Annotated in this window: 19 protein-coding genes, 1 pseudogene, 1 riboswitch and 1 other annotated feature; of the genes and pseudogenes, 15 read left to right on the top strand and 5 right to left on the bottom strand. The window is 34.8% G+C overall.

Going from position 1 to position 15632, the window contains the following annotated elements; translation table 11 throughout:
• The first annotated feature begins 9 nt into the window (after positions 1-9).
• Entirely contained in the window at positions 10-546 is a 537-nt protein-coding gene (locus tag BAQ48_RS14600; protein WP_071711617.1) for a hypothetical protein, read from the top strand.
• Between the two features lie 18 nt (positions 547-564).
• Here BAQ48_RS14600 and BAQ48_RS14595 read toward each other — a convergent pair whose 3' ends face one another.
• Positions 565-1449: a DMT family transporter gene (locus tag BAQ48_RS14595; RefSeq protein WP_071711616.1), complete on the bottom strand. Its 885-nt coding sequence runs from the start codon at positions 1447-1449 to the stop codon at positions 565-567.
• 462 nt (positions 1450-1911) lie between these two features.
• Between BAQ48_RS14595 and BAQ48_RS14590 the strand changes: the two genes are divergently transcribed.
• The 4 genes from BAQ48_RS14590 (at position 1912) to BAQ48_RS14575 (ending at position 4982) form a co-directional block, all read left to right on the top strand.
• Entirely contained in the window at positions 1912-2319 is a 408-nt protein-coding gene (locus BAQ48_RS14590; protein ID WP_025149265.1) for a MerR family transcriptional regulator, read from the top strand.
• Between the two features lie 121 nt (positions 2320-2440).
• Positions 2441-3769, top strand: a complete 1329-nt coding sequence (locus BAQ48_RS14585; RefSeq protein WP_071711615.1) for a hemolysin family protein — start codon at positions 2441-2443, stop codon at positions 3767-3769.
• Between the two features lie 52 nt (positions 3770-3821).
• A complete protein-coding gene (locus tag BAQ48_RS14580; RefSeq protein ID WP_071711614.1) occupies positions 3822-4235 on the top strand; it encodes an ATP synthase subunit I in 414 nt (137 codons plus the stop codon).
• Positions 4236-4433: 198 nt separating this feature from the next.
• Positions 4434-4982: a DUF2179 domain-containing protein gene (locus BAQ48_RS14575; protein WP_000938438.1), complete on the top strand. Its 549-nt coding sequence runs from the start codon at positions 4434-4436 to the stop codon at positions 4980-4982.
• Positions 4983-5071: 89 nt separating this feature from the next.
• On the opposite strand, the gene BAQ48_RS14570 is transcribed toward BAQ48_RS14575, so the two are convergent.
• Positions 5072-5245 (bottom strand): DUF3923 family protein, encoded by a 174-nt coding sequence (locus tag BAQ48_RS14570; protein ID WP_242660463.1) that lies wholly within the window; start codon positions 5243-5245, stop codon positions 5072-5074.
• A gap of 105 nt (positions 5246-5350) precedes the next feature.
• Positions 5351-5731, bottom strand: coding sequence for a hypothetical protein (locus BAQ48_RS14565; RefSeq protein ID WP_071711613.1), 381 nt, complete (start codon positions 5729-5731; stop codon positions 5351-5353).
• Positions 5732-6028: 297 nt separating this feature from the next.
• Between BAQ48_RS14565 and BAQ48_RS14560 the strand changes: the two genes are divergently transcribed.
• The 3 genes and pseudogenes from BAQ48_RS14560 to BAQ48_RS14550 all read left to right on the top strand — a co-directional run bounded on the left by BAQ48_RS14560 (position 6029) and on the right by BAQ48_RS14550 (position 7899).
• A complete protein-coding gene (locus tag BAQ48_RS14560; protein WP_071711612.1) occupies positions 6029-6943 on the top strand; it encodes a tetratricopeptide repeat protein in 915 nt (304 codons plus the stop codon).
• 76 nt (positions 6944-7019) lie between these two features.
• Positions 7020-7094 (top strand): annotated as a pseudogene (locus BAQ48_RS27590) (CGNR zinc finger domain-containing protein); the annotation flags it as partial.
• Between the two features lie 49 nt (positions 7095-7143).
• Complete coding sequence (locus BAQ48_RS14550; RefSeq protein ID WP_071711610.1) at positions 7144-7899, top strand: class I SAM-dependent methyltransferase; 756 nt, start codon at positions 7144-7146, stop codon at positions 7897-7899.
• An 84-nt stretch (positions 7900-7983) separates the two neighbouring features.
• On the opposite strand, the gene BAQ48_RS27960 is transcribed toward BAQ48_RS14550, so the two are convergent.
• Both BAQ48_RS27960 and BAQ48_RS14540 read right to left on the bottom strand, forming a co-directional pair.
• Positions 7984-8127: a hypothetical protein gene (locus tag BAQ48_RS27960; RefSeq protein ID WP_000945246.1), complete on the bottom strand. Its 144-nt coding sequence runs from the start codon at positions 8125-8127 to the stop codon at positions 7984-7986.
• Positions 8128-8223: 96 nt separating this feature from the next.
• Positions 8224-8366, bottom strand: a riboswitch (cyclic di-AMP (ydaO/yuaA leader).
• Between the two features lie 43 nt (positions 8367-8409).
• Entirely contained in the window at positions 8410-8865 is a 456-nt protein-coding gene (locus tag BAQ48_RS14540; protein ID WP_071711609.1) for a GNAT family N-acetyltransferase, read from the bottom strand.
• A gap of 208 nt (positions 8866-9073) precedes the next feature.
• Here BAQ48_RS14540 and BAQ48_RS14535 point away from each other — a divergent pair, with 208 nt between their 5' ends.
• The 7 genes from BAQ48_RS14535 (at position 9074) to BAQ48_RS14505 (ending at position 15555) form a co-directional block, all read left to right on the top strand.
• The gene (locus BAQ48_RS14535; protein WP_071711608.1) at positions 9074-9322 is read left to right on the top strand and encodes a GlsB/YeaQ/YmgE family stress response membrane protein; all 249 of its coding nucleotides are present in this window, start codon (positions 9074-9076) and stop codon (positions 9320-9322) included.
• Positions 9323-9397: 75 nt separating this feature from the next.
• Positions 9398-10519, top strand: coding sequence for an AI-2E family transporter (locus BAQ48_RS14530; protein ID WP_071711607.1), 1122 nt, complete (start codon positions 9398-9400; stop codon positions 10517-10519).
• A gap of 157 nt (positions 10520-10676) precedes the next feature.
• Positions 10677-10882 (top strand) — a binding site (T-box leader).
• Between the two features lie 43 nt (positions 10883-10925).
• Positions 10926-11924 (top strand): tryptophan--tRNA ligase, encoded by a 999-nt coding sequence (locus BAQ48_RS14525; RefSeq protein WP_071711606.1) that lies wholly within the window; start codon positions 10926-10928, stop codon positions 11922-11924.
• A 211-nt stretch (positions 11925-12135) separates the two neighbouring features.
• Positions 12136-12699, top strand: coding sequence for a maltose acetyltransferase domain-containing protein (locus BAQ48_RS14520; RefSeq protein ID WP_071711605.1), 564 nt, complete (start codon positions 12136-12138; stop codon positions 12697-12699).
• A gap of 56 nt (positions 12700-12755) precedes the next feature.
• A complete protein-coding gene (locus tag BAQ48_RS14515) occupies positions 12756-13949 on the top strand; it encodes an MFS transporter (protein ID WP_071711604.1) in 1194 nt (397 codons plus the stop codon).
• 123 nt (positions 13950-14072) lie between these two features.
• A complete protein-coding gene (locus tag BAQ48_RS14510) occupies positions 14073-15113 on the top strand; it encodes an ROK family transcriptional regulator (protein WP_071711603.1) in 1041 nt (346 codons plus the stop codon).
• A gap of 61 nt (positions 15114-15174) precedes the next feature.
• Positions 15175-15555, top strand: a complete 381-nt coding sequence (locus tag BAQ48_RS14505; protein WP_071711602.1) for a VOC family protein — start codon at positions 15175-15177, stop codon at positions 15553-15555.
• Positions 15556-15632 lie beyond the last annotated feature (77 nt).

Below are 15632 nucleotides of genomic sequence, written 5' to 3'. Positions count from 1 at the left end.
TGAGTTAGTTTGGATATGTTTCAGTATTTGGAAGAGATGCAAGAGGATATCTTTTCGTTATCAGTAGAGCAAATAGAAGGGAAGTATTATGATATTTGCAGCACGTTAGCATCAGGTACGCACGCCGAGCGTATTAAAATGATTCAATTAGATTCATACGAAGAGAGTATGCGAATAGGTTTGCGAGAAACATTAAAACTTGCTGAAAGTGAAGAAGTAAAGGCAATTTATTTTGAGTATGATCTCGATAATGAATGGAATAGTCGGTTTTATATTTGTGAGGAGTATGTTCCGCTTGAGGAAGAGGCCGATGATTGGGCTTCTGAATGGACATATGATATTGAGGGACCGAAGTCTGTAGGATTAGCGGGTGTGTATGCTGAGAACGGTTTTGATACAAGTGAAAAAGCAGTTGGTATTACTTTATATTTAATCGCAAGAACGGTATGTAGTTTTATAAGTGCATGTAGTGAAGTGAAAAGTAATATACCGATTTGCATTGGTTTTCACGATCAAGATCCAATTATGCGAACAGGCAGAGATTAAAAATCTCTGCCTGTTTTTTTATTTCTTTTCAAGAGTGGTAATTAAAACACTACATATAATAAGAATACCGCCAATGAAAAAGTTACTGTTTAATGTCTCATTTAAGAGTAACCAACCGAGTAACGATCCGACGATAGGTTGGAAGAAGAAAAATAATGAACCGATGCTTGCGTCCATTAATTCTAATCCTTTATTCCAAAGGAAAAATGCACCTGCCGTTGAGACAATTCCTAAATAAAGTACGCCTAATAATACGTACATGTTCATATGTTCAATAAGGTTTGATTGAAATTCCCATATCATAAAAGGTGTGATGAAAAAGAGTGAAAAGAATATTGCGTACGTTGTAATAATTAAAGATGAAAATCGGGCCGAAGCAATTTTTACATAAATGGATAGTAAAGCCCATGTGATAGCGGCTCCAACTAAAATAATCGTACCGATAAAATAGGAGCCAATTTCAATATCCCATCCAATTACGATAATGACACCGATTGTCGCTATGATAGTAGATAGCAGTCTACGGGCAGTTAGTTTTTCTTTTAAAATAAGCGCTGCAAATATAACCATAAAGGCAGGTGTAGCTGATGTTACTAGCGATCCTGTATGAGCGTCGGATAATTTTGTACCGATAAATTGACATGTGATTGAAATGAAATATCCGATAAATCCAATCCATGCGAATAGGAGCCAATCTTTTTGGCCAATGGTTGCTTTTTTCTGTTGTTTTTTCTCAGTTATTTTCAAAATTGCATATAAAACAACAAAAGCGATAATAAAACGTAGCCAAACGAGTGTAAGCGGTGGGATAAAGTCGAGTACATATTTGCTAACGACATACATACCGCCCCATATACTTGCTGCTAGTGATAAACAGATAGCTCCTAAAATTGTTTGTTTCATTTGAATTACCTCCGTCTATTTTTAGGGTCATAATACATTCCCTAAGACGAGGCATAGCGCACTTGTTATATGAATGCCCGTCTTAGATTATAGACGGCCTACAGGTTGATCGTTTTCGAATGAAGTATTGTAGTACATGTATATATCCCCCTTTCAATGTTTATAAAGATATTATAACTTAATTTTCAGTTTATTGTGGTATGTATTGTATGAATCTGTTTTTGGAAAATGGAGTAGTATGTTCTAAAAGTAAGAAGGATTGAGACGGACAGATGATTTCATGAATTTGGCATTTTATAAATTTGATGATCCGATTATTTAGTTGAAAACATATTCTATAAGTTTAAGAGAATATGTGGAAATTTGTATAAAATGTGAATAATAAACCGTCACGTTTGACTGTACAGTTTATGTATTGTATGATGTTAGTAATATAAACAAGGGGGGAAGATCGTTGGGAAGGTGTATCGAATCGGACAGTTGGCTCTCATGGCTCACGTGTCGAAACGAACGATTGATTATTATACGAATCTAGGTATCTTAAAAGCGGAGCGATCTCAATCTAATTATCGCTATTACGACGAAACAGCATTTGAGACATTACAATTTATTGAGAAGTGCAAAGAAATGCATATGCCGCTTTGTGAGATTAAAGAGAAAATCGAGGAGAAGAAGAAGCTGCTCGGTATCAATGAACACGTTTCGAAACAAGTGAATGAAGTGACAGACCATATTCATCGATTAGAAGCAGAGTTAACGGAGTTAAAGCCGCTTTTAGATGAGTTGACTGATTCACAACGTGAAAAAATATCGAAATCTTTATCTGGTCAAACGACAGCTTTAATACAGACACTTGCTCTATTATTATAGAAAAAAGTGTAATCCGACCTCTTTAATTTTTGTATCGGGCTATGTTTTCTAAGAAACAAATAAGAAAACATTATAGTATACAGGAGGTGGACACCTTAGTTTTTTTAACTAAGGGGATTCATTGGAAATATTTAATTTAGTCATGGTTGCGATTTTAATCGCATTTACTGGATTTTTCGTAGCAGCAGAGTTTGCGATTGTAAAGGTACGTTCAAGTCGTATCGATCAGCTTGTTGCGGAAGGAAAACGCGGTGCTTTAGCAGCGAAAAAGGTAACAACAAATTTAGATGAATATTTATCTGCTTGTCAATTAGGTATTACAGTTACAGCTATGGGATTAGGTTGGTTAGGTGAACCGACAATCGAAAAGTTATTACACCCGTTATTTGAGAAATGGAACTTAAATCCTTCTGTTTCATCAGTATTAACATTTGGTCTTGCTTTTATGTTAATGACGTATTTACACGTTGTAGTAGGGGAATTAGCTCCGAAAACGATGGCAATTCAAAAAGCTGAAAAAGTAACATTATTATTTGCAGCTCCATTAATGATGTTCTATAAAGTGATGTATCCATTTATTTGGGTATTGAATGGTTCAGCTCGTGTGATAACTGGTTTATTCGGTTTGAAGCCAGCTTCTGAACATGAAGTAGCTCATTCAGAAGAAGAGTTACGTCTTATTCTTTCTGAGAGCTACGAAAGTGGCGAAATTAATCAGGCTGAATACAAGTATGTAAATAACATTTTTGAATTTGATAATCGTATTGCAAAAGAGATTATGGTGCCGCGCACAGAAATCATTGGTTTCTACCTGGAAGATTCAGTAGAAGAACACATGAAAGTAATCCAAAATGAGCGATACACACGTTATCCGATTTTTGGAGAAGATAAAGATGATATCATCGGTATGGTCAACGTAAAAGATTTCTTTATTCGATATATGACCGAGGATCAAAAAGATTTATCATCTATTCGCTCGTATATGCGTCCGATTATTGAAGTGATGGAAACGACTCCAATTCACGATTTATTACTTCAAATGCAGAAGAAGCGAATTCCGATGGCTGTTTTATATGATGAGTACGGAGGAACAGCTGGAATTGTAACGCTTGAAGATATCTTGGAGGAAATCGTCGGCGAAATTCGTGATGAATATGATGAAGATGAAGCACCACCAATTCAGCATGTGAACGAGCAACATATCATTGTTGATGGAAAAGTGCTTATCTCAGAAGTGAAAGATTTATTTGGATTACACATCGAAGAAGATGATGTGGATACAATCGGTGGATGGATTATGATGCAAAATCATGAAATCGAAGAAGGACAACACGTTGAGGCAGAAGGTTATGAATTTAAAGTGTTAGAAAAAGACGCTTACCAAATTAAACGTGTTGAAATTCGTAAAATGGAACAAGAGCAAGAAGAAGAGAAAGCAGCAACTGTGTAAGTTGCTGCTTTTCTTCTAAAGTATAAAAAATGCGAAATTAGGAGCGGATATTTTGATTCAAGCAGCCTTACGTGTATATCGATTACAATTGTATGTGATCTTTAGTGGTTTACTACTTATGTGGACGATTACTCCGTTTGGAAAACAAGTGACAGGGTTTGGTATTGGATTAGCTGTAAGTGCGTACTGCCTTTGGTTATTAGCTCGCAGAGTGGAGAAACTAGGGAAAAGTATCGTAATGAAAGAAAAGGCTCCTGGATTAGGAGTTCTAAACCGATTTGCAGCAGCCATTTTAGGAGCTATCATCATGTATGAAATTGAGCATGAAATGGAAATGTGGGCATTTGGTACAGGGATTTTAGGTGGCCACTTTTTGATGATTGCAAATTTAGCTTATGCAAATATACAGTTAGTGAAAGAAGAAGAGAAGCAAAGAGAACAGGCTTCGAAAAACATAGAGTTATGATGAAAGGGGCCTAATGGGGTTCCTTTTTTAGTTTAGCGATATGATACAAGTAATCAAATTAACGACAAATATAATACGCTTCTTTTTTATGTTTTTCAATAGTATGAAAAATAATAAAAAAAATTTTAAAAACCCATCGATTTCTAAAGGTTATGTATGTTATTATGACAAAAGACTTTTTGAAAGAGGTGGATACCAATGTTACAAGCTTTACTTATTTTTGTGCTTCAAATTATTTACGTTCCAATTTTAACAATTCGTACGATTTTGCTTGTAAAGAATCAAACAAGATCCGCTGCTGGTGTTGGATTGTTAGAAGGAGCTATTTACATTGTCAGTTTAGGTATTGTGTTTCAAGATTTATCAAATTGGATGAACATCGTTGCCTATGTCATTGGCTTTAGTGCGGGACTATTATTAGGCGGTTATATAGAGAATAAATTAGCAATTGGTTATATTACGTATCAAGTTAGTTTACTAGACCGTTGTAATGAATTAGTAGATGAATTACGTCACTCTGGATTTGGTGTTACCGTATTTGAAGGTGAAGGTATTAATTCTATACGTTATCGTTTAGATATCGTTGCAAAGCGTTCGAGAGAGAAAGAACTGTTAGAAATTATTAATGAAATCGCACCGAAAGCGTTTATGTCTTCTTATGAAATTCGTTCGTTTAAGGGCGGGTATTTAACGAAAGCGATGAAGAAGAGAGCGTTAATGAAGAAGAAAGATGAGCATGCATCGTAAAGAAAAGGGGCGAGTGCAGCTTTAAAAGCACGGCATAATCCCTATATAAAAAGAGAGGAATCTATTTTGAAAAAGATTCCTCTCTTTTTTTAACGGTTTCCTCTCAAATTAATGATTAGCCATATAACTTGAATGAATATCAGTAGGATAAACGAGATTAATAAAACTATTAATGATATTGGTTTAATTTTGGATGTTTGAGTAACACCAGCACCATCAACATCTCGCAGCCAAATAATAGCTACCCGTATTCCAAAAAGGATAACTCAAAATATGTTACCGATCCACCAAGAAATCCATCGTTTTTTCACAGTATTACCCTTTCTGTTTCTTCCTTTATAGATATATTTTCTTTTATTGCATTTAAATTAATTTTTTTTAACTGTATATCTAACTTGTTTAAAGGTTACCATTTCTCCATCTGTATGATCATCTGTAGTCTGCACAAGTTGAACTCTTGGCTTGTAGTCGGTCCTATGAGCATGCTTGATATCTTTAATGTTAAGTTTGTAAGGTTCACCATTTTTTATGTTTTGTTCCAATACTTTTTTATTGGCAACATAAATAAAAGTTACTTTATTTTCATCAATACCCTCAGTCTTAATTTCTAATTCATTATCTTTTGTTGTAATCGTTGGTGTTAATAATTCCATACTGCCGTTGCCGGTGTCTAAATACTTTTTTTCTATAGTTGAACATCCGGATAATATGATTCCGATGAATAGTAGAAAAATTAATTTCTTTTTCATAACATCCCCTGATTTCAAGTGATTTTTGATTTTGGCATTGTTAGACTGCTAGTGTGGAGCATAAATATTTTGTCAGTACTTATTTTGATTGTACCATAATATGTAAAAACAAGTAGACTATATATCTAATTTAAGGGAGACTAAAAAGTTTACTTATCGTTGTAAGTTCATGTGTTTTAGCTTCTATTTCAACCGAAATGTAGACAGGAGGAAGAAATTTTTTATAGAAATCACAATTTTTACATTTTACAATAATAATATGAAATAAATGAATTCATTCACTTCGGAGGTAGCTACTTGAACATTAACGAGAAGGCACTTGAAATGTTTGAACAAAATAAATATGAGGAAGCAATGGAACTGTTTCAACAAGCAGTACATGAATCTAGAGGTGTACAATCTCTCAATAATCTTGCTTGGATGTACTTTTATGAGGAAGAGAATGATGATAAAGCTCTTGAATTAATAAAAGAAGTTGTTAAGTTGAATCCTGCCTCATACTTTCCGTATAGCATCTTAGGGGAAATTTACATGAAACAAAAAAAGTGGGCGGAAGCGAAAGAAGCATTACAAAAATCTTTTTCGATTCAACCATCCAATGAAGCATATTACAATGTAGCTGTAGCTCATTATAATCTTGGAGAGCTGGAAAAAGCTTCGGGATTTTTCTTGCGAGTTGCAGGGGATTCGGACTATATAATGTATAACTATGTAAAATGTTTAATTGATTTAGGGAGAATGACAGAAGCGAAAGAAAAGCTAGATACTTTTAGCAGGAAAGCTGATGATTTTGTAGGGGAAATTAATGTAGCGGATTTATATGTTGAATTGAATTGCTATAAAGAAGCAATTGAGTGTTTTGAAAAAGGATACAAAGAAGATTGGAAAAGCCCCAATTGGATTAGTAGATTTGTTTATGCTCTATATAAATCGAATAATTTCTCGCGTATAAATGAAGTTATACGCGAATCTATTGAAGCGAAGACAGCAGAAATAGAAGATGTTAAGAATGAAGAAGTAGAAGAAAACTGGACAGAAAACGATAAGAAAGAGTTAATTGAGGAATATACAGAAGAGAAAAATTGTTATAAAAAAATGATAGAACGTATCAAATCTGGATATGTTCCAGGGTTAGAATTTGAAACTGATTATATAGGGGCTTGTTATTTATTTGGTTGTAAAAGACATAATCATCTTGAATATGAAAAATAAAAAAATTCGACTGTCAAATATGATGGTCGAATTTTTTTATTGTAGATCGCTTTTGATTCTAAATAATGATTGTAGGGAAGGAGGAAGAGCGTGCGGAACAATTGCAAAAGTGAAAAATTACTGGGAGAAGAGAAAAGGAAGAGCGGGTTAAAATGTGTAATTTATAGTAGGAGAAAAAATTGGATGGGGGAATGTAGAATATGAAAGGCACACAAATGTTAGCTTTAAATAAAAAGTGTTGGGATACGGTTGCACCTTATTTCTTTCAAGTAGATTGTTTACCTAAATATGGGCCGTATACAGCGTCCGAAGATGAGATTCATTTGTTTGATTCAATCGAAAATAAAAAGGTTCTTGATATTGGATGCGGAAGTGGGCATTCGTTGCAATATATAGCAGAACACGGGGCAGAGGAAGTATGGGGTCTTGACCTTTCGAGTGAACAAATTAAAACAGCGAATGAAACATTAAAGGGTTGGAATCCAAAATTAATATGCGGAGCAATGGAAGAGGAAGGAGATATTCCTAAAGAGTATTTTGATATTGTATACTCCATTTATGCATTAGGTTGGACTTCGAATTTAAGAAAAACGTTGGAATTGATTTATTCATATGTAAAGCCAGGAGGAAGTTTTATTTTTAGTTGGGAGCACCCAGTATATTCAAACTTACAGTATGGTACAGAAGAAGTTACTATAAAGTCTTCTTATCATGAGGAAATACCTATTACGTTTGAAACATTTAAAGGAGAAAATGTACAAGCGACATTATATAAGAGAAAAATAAGTACATACATAAATGAGTTAAATAGAGTTGGATTTACAATTGAGAGAATAGAAGAGCCTGAACCATCACGTTCGTTTGATAGAGAACTAGCTGAACCGTCTAGGAAGTATTATTCTTTATATAAAGCTAGAATGGTGCCAACTACTTTTATTATTAAGGCGAGAAAGTAAGTGAGAATATTATAAGGAATAAAAAACACAAGGAATGTCTTTATAGACACACCTTGTGTTTTTGATGTTAAATGAACAATTTCTTTATCTTTTCGGTTGAAAAATATGCTGAAAAAAGTATTTGTGATGTAAGTTATCAACAACTTTATTCGCTTGATATGTGCGGTGTTGTTCGAGTCGAAGTCTTTGCTCCATCATTTTTATTGCGTGATCAGATAAACGTAACATTATACATGTCTCCTTTTCTATAAATATAGGTGTCTATTGGTATCGATTCCATATTTATAATTAAGGAGGTACACTGTGTAACATAGGCAAAAAGCACCTTCCTCTCCCATTACGCTTACGAGGTTAGCTGTCGGACTCGGGAAGTGAGAGTTTCCCTACTTAAAAAAGATTCGCCCCAAGTAGCATAGCTACAAAAATGGTTCCCCCGCTCCAAAATTTGGATTCAGCAAAAGGTTTTATAAAGTAAAAAATAACATAAAGAGACGAACAAGTCAAATTATTTTATTTTTTCTGTCTTTTTAACTGTGTAAGAATCATGCCGTCAGGAAGTATTGTATCTGATACTGTAATGAATCCGTGTTTTTTATATAATGTAATAGCAGGGGTATTCGCTTTACCTGTTTGTACAATGTATGTCATGGAAGAAGGGAACATGTTAAAAATATAAAGTAGCAGTTTCGTTGCGACTCCTTTTTGAAAAAAATCAGGCGATACAACGAGTCGGTGAATATCAATTAGATTCTCTTCGTGTATAAAAGAAATAAAGCCGACAAGTTTATGTTCAGAAAAATATCCATAGAATGTTTCATCGCAATGTTGAATATCGTTTACAGTATCATATAAACGAGGGATTGCAGTACTGTTTAAATAAATTGCTTCAACTTTATAAGCTGGAATTTGAACTTGTAAAATGGATGTTGCTACTTCATAAGAATGGGAAAGTAATTTATGAATCATAAAATATGACTCCTCCTTTAAAATAATTATATCAATATAATTGATTGTTGGGTAAGTTTGACAATGTTTTTCTGTTTTGCATATAATATATGTATCTCCATACGTAAAATAGTAGTAGGTATATTTCTATAGTGAAATATAGTTAGTATTGATAAATACATATTTTCGTATTGAATCATACAACTATAATAGAAATGGAGGACTAAAAATGGGATGGATTATCACATTAATAGTTGGTGCTATTATAGGTGCAATTGCTAGTTCTATAACGGGTAAAAATTTTCCAGGTGGTATGTTAGGAAATATTATTGCTGGTTTATTAGGTGCTTCGCTAGGTGGTAGATTATTTGGATCTTTTGGGCCATCATTTGGTGGAATTCATGTTGTGCCAGCATTATTAGGAGCAATCGTATTAATTCTTATTGTATCATTTGTAGTGAAAGCTGCAAGGAAATAGAGATATAGATATAGATATAGATTATGCTGAAAAGCCCTAGATAAGGGCTTTTCATGATTCAAAGAGGTGGTTTCGTTGGATAAAGAAAATGTAAGAAAAAGAGATAAGTTGAAAAAGTTTTTTAGAGAACAAAATTATTTAGCGGTTTTACTTGGATTTGCATTATTATTTATTAATATATTATTACTAACAAAAATCTCCTTTGTATTTACTCCGTTTATTGTCTTTTTAAAAACAATTTTCTTCCCGGTATTATTAGCGGGCGTACTATTTTATATTTTACATCCATTTGTTTCGCTTTTAGAAAAGAAAGGTGTATCGAGAATTGTATCGATAGCATCAATATATTTAATCGTACTAGGATTATTTGTATTTTTAGTTGTAACGGTAATCCCAATTATTCGAGATCAAATTGATGCGTTAATAAAAAACGTACCGTATTTCGGTCATGAAATCGAACGAGCAGCACGTAGATTCGGGGAAAGTAATGTACTCGGTAAAATTCAGGAGAATTTAAATATTGATGTAGCGAGTATAGTAAAAGACTATACAGTTAATTTTACGAAATCGATATCATCAGTAACTGGGAATGTAACCGGATTTTTAAGTACTGTTACAGAGGTCGTTTTAACGTTTGTAATGGTTCCGTTTATATTGTTCTATCTTTTAAAAGATGGTGAACAATTACCAAATCATTTTTTAAAGTTTATTTCAGAGCAAAGGCAACCGGCTGCGAAGAACATATTAGATGATATGCATTATGCGATTAGCTCATATATTAGAGGGCAAATTATCGTTAGCTTGTTTATCGGTATAATGTTATTAATTGGTTATCTAATTATAGGAATAAAATATGCTGTATTACTTGCTATTTTAGCGATGATTGTAAATATCGTTCCGTATGTAGGACCAGTTATTGCGATTACACCAGCCTTAATTATCGCATTTATTGACTCGCCAGCAATGGTTTTAAAAGTAATTATCGTTATGATGGTTGTACAATTAGCAGAGGGTAAGTTTATTTCTCCGCAAGTCATGGGGAAAAAATTAGACATTCATCCGATTACAATCATATTTATCATTTTAACTGCTGGAAACTTATTTGGGATTATGGGAATTATTTTAGCAATTCCAGGGTATGCGATATTGAAAGTGTTAGTTACGCATGGTTATAGGTTTGTTAAGTTGAATACGTAGGGAAAAGAGCTAAAACAGATCAATCTGCTTTAGCTCTTTTTTATTAAGAACGGGTTGGTAATCACACCGGTTTTTGAATTGTAAATCAAATGCCGTTAAATAAAACGGAAAATTCAGTTTTGTATAAAGGGGAAATGTGATAAACTGTAAAAAATAAAGAAAAGCAATGAAAGAGAAGAGTACATATTCGAAACTTTTCAGAGAGCTGATGTGAGGTGGAAATCAGTAAGGGATGAATATGGAATGGGCTCTGGAGCTTCTAACTGAAATGAGTAGGTAAAGACGGTTACTTCACGTTAAGAAGTTAAAGTGAGCTAATGATAGCTAATTAAGGTGGTACCGCGGGAGTCTCTCGTCCTTTTTTAAGGATGAGGGCTCTTTTTATTTTGAGAAAGGAGGAGTTAGTATGAGTGAAAAAATTATGTTAACAGGAATTAAGCCGACAGGTTATCCGCATTTAGGAAATTACATTGGAGCGATTAAACCTGCGCTATACATGTCAAAGAATAATGAAGGGCAAGCATTGTATTTTATAGCTGATTATCATGCGTTAAATGCTGTACATGATCCGAGTCAGTTCAGTAGTTATACGAAAGAGGTAGCAGCTACTTGGTTATCGCTTGGACTTGGAGAAGATGTTGTTTTTTACCGCCAAACAGAAGTGCCGGAGATTCTAGAATTAGCTTGGATATTAGCTTGTCTAACTCCGAAAGGCCTTATGAACCGTGCTCATGCATACAAAGCGAAGGTAGAGCAAAATAAAGAAGCGGGGTTAGAGATTGATGCCGGAGTGAATATGGGGTTATATACGTACCCGATTTTAATGGCAGCTGACATTTTATTATTTCAAGCTACTCATGTACCTGTCGGGAAAGATCAAATTCAGCATATTGAAATTGCTCGTGATATTGCGACGTATTTTAATCATACATTCGGCGTGACATTTACACTTCCAGAGTACGTGATTCAAGAAGAAGGGGCTATTTTACCTGGCCTTGATGGAAGGAAGATGAGTAAAAGTTATGGGAATGTGATCCCATTATTTGCAGAGCAAGAAAAACTACGAAAATTGATATTTAAAATCAAAACAGATTCTTCACTTCCAAATGAACCGAAAGAGCTTGAAACGTTATTTACAATATATAAAGAATTTGCGACAGAGGATGAAATGCAGTCGATGCGTGAAAAGTATGAGACTGGAATTGGATGGGGCGATGTGAAAAAAGAGTTATTCCGCGTTGTAAATCGTGAATTAGCAGGTCCTCGGGAGAAATACGCTATGTATATGAATGAGCCAAATTTATTATATGAAGCGTTAGAAAGAGGTGCTGAGAGAGCACGGGCTATTGCGAAGGTAAATTTAGCAGAAATTAAAAAACGGATTGGATTTGAGAGGGGACGCTGAGCGTTCTCTCGTTTTTTCTATATAAATTATTCGTCATATCGATACGTAAAATAAGGAGTTTACATGTCCTTTCGAAACTTATGAGTTGCATATATGAAAAAGTATGCTAATATAGGGGGACTTATTAAATGTGTTTAATAAGTATAATTAAAGCCACTTATTAAAGAGGTTTAATAAGTGGGGCTCATTCAATAATAAAGGAGATGATTGTATGAAAACCGAGAAAGAAAAGATGGTGGCAGGAGAAATGTATATGCCAGATGATGAAGTATTAGTAGCCGATAGGACTGAAGCAAAACGGTTAACACGTCTTTATAACGAGGCTATGGAGACAGGAGATGAGGGGCGTTTTACTTTATTAAATCAGCTTTTAGGTTCTTCAGCTGACGGGACATCACACATTAAACCTACTTTTCGTTGTGATTATGGTTACAATATCCACATTGGAAAGAACTTTTTCTCCAATTTCAATTGTGTTATTTTAGACGTTTGTGAAGTGCGAATCGGTGATAATTGTATGTTTGCACCTGATGTTCATATTTATACTGCTACTCATCCGTTACAGGCAGCGGAACGGAACTCTGGCAAAGAATATGGAAAACCTGTAAAGATAGGTAACAACGTTTGGGTTGGCGGGGGAGCTATTATTAACCCTGGTATTTCAATTGGAGATAATGCTGTAATTGCATCTGGAGCAGTTGTGACAAAAGATGTACCTAATAATGTAGTTGTTGGTGGTAACCCGGCTAAAATTATTAAAACGATAGAAGAATAAAAGGTGTTTTCATTAGAGTGTAAATTATCGTATAGACAATTTGAAAGGTGTTTCATATGAAGAAATATTGTACCGATAATCATACAAAGACATTACTAGCCTCTAGAAATGCTCTATTCCTCTTATTTGCTTTGCCAGGTGTCGCGTTTGCTACATGGATCTCTAGAACCGCAGCGGTGCGCGATATTTTGGCTGTATCAAATGCAGAAATGGGTTGGATTTTATTCGGACTATCTGTCGGTTCAATAATTGGTCTACTAAGTGCAAGTCGTTTCATTGATTGCAGGGGAGCTAGGGACGTAATGATAGGCAGTATGTTTTTTATGATTATTGGATTGCTTTGTTTAGGTATTACTATTTATTTTGCTTCTAGCGTGGGGGCTTTTAGTAGTTTACTAGTATTTGGAGTAGGATATGGATTGGCAGAAGTTGCATTGAATGTAGAAGGTTCGTCAATTGAGCAGAAATTAGGAACGACACTTCTACCGAAATTTCACGGCTTTTTTAGCGTAGGAACTTTAGTAGGAGCGCTTAGCGGTTCTGTTGCTGCCTTGCTTCACATCCCTATTATGTATCAGTTTTTTGCAGTTTCTATCGTGTCTTTATTACTTGTATGTATGTTGTATCGTTTTCTTCCGCATGGAACAGGGAAAAAGGAGAAATCGCGGAATAAAAAGGGCACGAAGCGTACGTCCTTACGTATGGAAAAAAAGGTGCTTTTAATTGGTCTTTTCGTGCTAGGAATGGCATTTGCAGAAGGAAGTGCAAATGATTGGTTACCTATTATAATGGTAGACGGGCATGAACAAAGTGTAGTGACAGGTTCTATTATGTACACTATTTTTGTATCGGCAATGACGTTAGTTCGTATGTGTAGTAGTTATTTCCTTGATCGGTTCGGTCGTGTCGCTGTCGTACGTGCTACGATTATGATGGCGATTATAGGAATTTCAACCGTAATATTTGGGAGTAACTCGTATTTTCTTTCAGTTGGTGTCGTGCTATGGGGAATTGGTGCTGCGTTAGGTTTCCCAATTGGTCTTTCAGCCGCTGGAGATGATAGTGAAAACGCGACTTCTAATGTTGCGACAGTTTCTATCATCGGTTTTACAGCCTTTTTAGCCGGACCACCATTTTTAGGTATACTGGGAGAAGCATTCGGAATACGCAATGCCTTGCTAGCTGTTTTATTATTTGTTCTCTTGTCTGGAATTATATCGTCTGTTACGAGAGAGAATACATCGAGTTAAATACGGAGTGCGTGCTAGCGGAAATATATCATCTCTATTGCTTTAGAAAATGATGTATGATATATTGTCAACGCAACTTATTAAAAATGTTTAATAAGTATGTTGATTAAGGTGGTGAGCGATTTGAGTGAACAATTTGTTACTCAAAAATCGATTAAAGAAACGATCCTTCGCGGCATTCGTACAGCTCTTCTAGAGCGAGGTAGTGCAACGAAAGTTGAACTTAGTAATACATTAGAAATTAGTTTTCCAACAATAAGTAAATTTATAGAAAAAATGAAACAAGACGGTGAAGTCACTTTAGCTGGTTTAGATGATTCAAGTGGTGGAAGAAGAGCGAAACGATATGAATATAATCCGGAATATATGTTAGGCTTAGCGATATTTTTAGAGAGAAATGAGACGAACTATACAATTTTTAACTGTTTAGGCGAAGTAAAAGAACAAGGCAGTACTTCAAGTGTATTAATTGATACGGGCCTAGACGTATTAACAGAACAAATAGAAAGTCTAATAGCTACGTTTCCGAAAATAAGTTCCATATCAATTGGAGTGCCTGGTGCGGTAGACAATGGGCGTATTTTCTACATTCCTGGATATGAGAAGTTCCAAAATTTTAATTTGAAAAGTCATTTGGAGGATCTATTCTCTATACCGGTAGTAATAGAAAACGATATGAATGCTGCAGTGCTCGGCTATCATAAAAATACGGGGAATTATGACAATTCATCTCTTGTATATTTGTATGCGGGTCAAAACGGCCCAGGTGCCGGGATTATGGTAAATGGAGATGTCATACGCGGAAGTACATTTTTCTCAGGAGAGATATCTTTCGTTCCGCAGTATGATAATAAAAATTTCTTGCAAGCTTTGAGAAGTGGAGATGAAGCTGAAAATTCCGATAATCCAGAGGAATATAATATAGATGCTATGACCCGTTTAATTTCTACATTTATAGCTATTATTAACCCTCATGCCTTTATTTTCTGTGATGATGAAGTGAACCAATTTGTAATAGATCAAATTGTAAAAACTTGTCCGCAGTACATTCCGGCAGAACATATTCCGAAAATAACAGTGAGCAACTGGAAAGAAGATTATTTATATGGATTAAAAAGCCTTGGACTTGATCTTATGATTACGAAAACAAAGAAAGAAAATTAAATGCACTGGCAAATAAGCATCCAATTGCCAGTTGAATAACATAAAAGAAAAGGTGTCGATTATGAAAATTGAACATGTAGCAATTTGGGTGAATGATTTAGAAAGAATGCGTGATTTTTATAAACAATACTTCGATGGTGAAGAAAATAGCTTATATCACAATCCGAAAAAGCAGTTTAAATCTTATTTTATAACTTTTGAAGGTGGAGCACGTCTAGAGCTTATGAAGCAGGTAGGGATAGATGATGCATTACAAACACAAACAATAGGATATGCTCATATTTCTTTTTCTGTAGGTAGTAAAGAAAAAGTGAATCAATTAACGGATAGGTTAAGAGAAGCAGGCTATCCTGTGTTAAATGGCCCGCGTACTACAGGAGATGGTTACTATGAAAGTGTAGTAAGTGACCCGGAAGGAAATCAGATTGAAATAACGATCTAACTGCTAAGGGAACCATTCGGATTTACGGTGAACGATAACACCCTCATTTCACGTTATCATGATGGGAAATGAGGGTG

The sequence above is a fragment of the Bacillus luti genome, assembly GCF_001884105.1.
GTDB classification, from domain to species: domain Bacteria; phylum Bacillota; class Bacilli; order Bacillales; family Bacillaceae_G; genus Bacillus_A; species Bacillus_A luti.
The sequence above is the reverse complement of the archived record's forward strand: the minus strand, read 5'-3'. Positions and strand labels throughout refer to the sequence as shown.